Source organism: Aurantimonas sp. C2-5-R2, from assembly GCF_036549495.1.
Classification (GTDB): domain Bacteria; phylum Pseudomonadota; class Alphaproteobacteria; order Rhizobiales; family Rhizobiaceae; genus Aurantimonas; species Aurantimonas coralicida_A.
Genome location: NZ_JAZHLJ010000221.1, coordinates 1 through 1,497, shown reverse-complemented (window position 1 = coordinate 1,497; position 1,497 = coordinate 1). Strand labels below are relative to the sequence as shown.

The window sequence follows — 1,497 nt, the reverse complement described above, 5'->3', positions numbered from 1 at the left end:
TCTCGATCGATGCGCCCATCATCCATGACCTCCGAATCATGGTCGCCCATGGATTCAGAACTCGTCGAAAGACGCAACTGTAATGTTAGGCGCTAACGTTAGCTTCTGCGGGAAGCGGACATTCAGCACAGGGTAGCGGGCCGTTGTCCTCTTGAAATGCTGAAGCGACGGAAAATTGACCTTACTTTCAGAACGTGGGACGCAGAGGGACTGTTGCCGTCCACAATGCCGCACCTCGAATGCCGTTGCGAGAGTTTCGAAGACGCGTTCATTATCAACTGGGTCTTATGATTAGAAAGCAATCCGACTGAGATGAGTGATGGTCTGTTTTCGGGCTACGCAGCTCGCACCCGCGTTCCACGTTCCACGTTCAAGAGTGAGATTGCCGCTGGACGAAGGTATCAGTATCGGCAGCCTCTCAACTCTCCTTAAGCTTCTCAAAGATGATCCGCCGCCTAAGACGCATGTTGACCTCTATCGAGGTCATTCCAAACGTGAGTACCGCATTCATCCAAGTCTGTTTCGGAAAGGCGCCCCGCGCAAAGATGAAAGCAACCTGCTTAGAGAGCTCATTTCGGCACACCCTAGCGAGTTCAGTAGTGATAAAAGCACTTTTGAGCGTCTTGTGCGCATGCAACATTATAAGATGCCAACGCGCTTGCTGGATCTATCTTTCAACCCGCTCGTGGCAATGTACTTTGCGTGCTGTTCCAACTGCGATTTAGTCGGACATCTGATCCGTATTCGCGTTCCAAAAACATCTATTAAATACTATGATAGCGATACCGTCAGCGGGCGTCAGCGGAGTTTCTAATCTCGCTTATCTTACACCTGAAGAGCGAAATTATTTCCGCAAATGCAAATTTGACCAAGAAATCTATCAGGACAGCTCTGGTCTCAGGCTGCATCATTTCATAAAAGCGGAAAAGCCGTATTTTCTGCGGAAACTAAAGCTGTCTGACTTAAAAGGAATTGTTCCAGTCAAACCAATTCTGAACAATCGGCGTATTCTAGCTCAACAAGGTGCATTTTTACTTTTCGGTCTTCAGTCAGAAATCAAAATTAAATCATATAGATTCATGCGAATAGATAGATTCAGGATATTTGGTAATAATAAAAAACCTATATTTGATGAACTTGATCTATTAAACATAAACGAAAGCACGATGTTCCCAGAAATTGGGTATGCTGCAGGTTACCTTTCGCGAAAAACGACACCTGTTACAGGATTACCTGACGAAATCGGCTAACATTGAATTATTAAATTCTATAATCTGCGAATTTAGCCGCGTCTCTAGAATGGCGTCGCGGGGTTCGTGAATGGTTTAACTTGGGCAAGTGGCGCGCAGACGACTGCGCCAGTTCCGCTTCCGCGCAATTCAGCTCAGAAGCAGACCGACAGCTATCTTGAAGGGTTTCGGGCGCCGCGAGGCGTACGAAAGTCGCCGAAGAACGAATCCGCGGGATGTCGGTCATTGAGTTATGGGGTTTTCGGCT

General features: G+C 47.2%; 2 protein-coding genes. Both read left to right on the top strand.

Features of this window, described 5'->3' with window-relative positions:
* The first annotated feature begins 382 nt into the window (after nucleotides 1-382).
* Nucleotides 383-814, top strand: coding sequence for an FRG domain-containing protein (locus VQ044_RS25105; protein ID WP_327646884.1), 432 nt, complete (start codon nucleotides 383-385; stop codon nucleotides 812-814).
* On the top strand, nucleotides 774-1,250 hold the full coding sequence (locus tag VQ044_RS25100) for a hypothetical protein (protein WP_327646885.1): 477 nt from the start codon (nucleotides 774-776) through the stop codon (nucleotides 1,248-1,250). The genes VQ044_RS25105 and VQ044_RS25100 overlap by 41 nt, the downstream gene beginning before the upstream one ends.
* Nucleotides 1,251-1,497 lie beyond the last annotated feature (247 nt).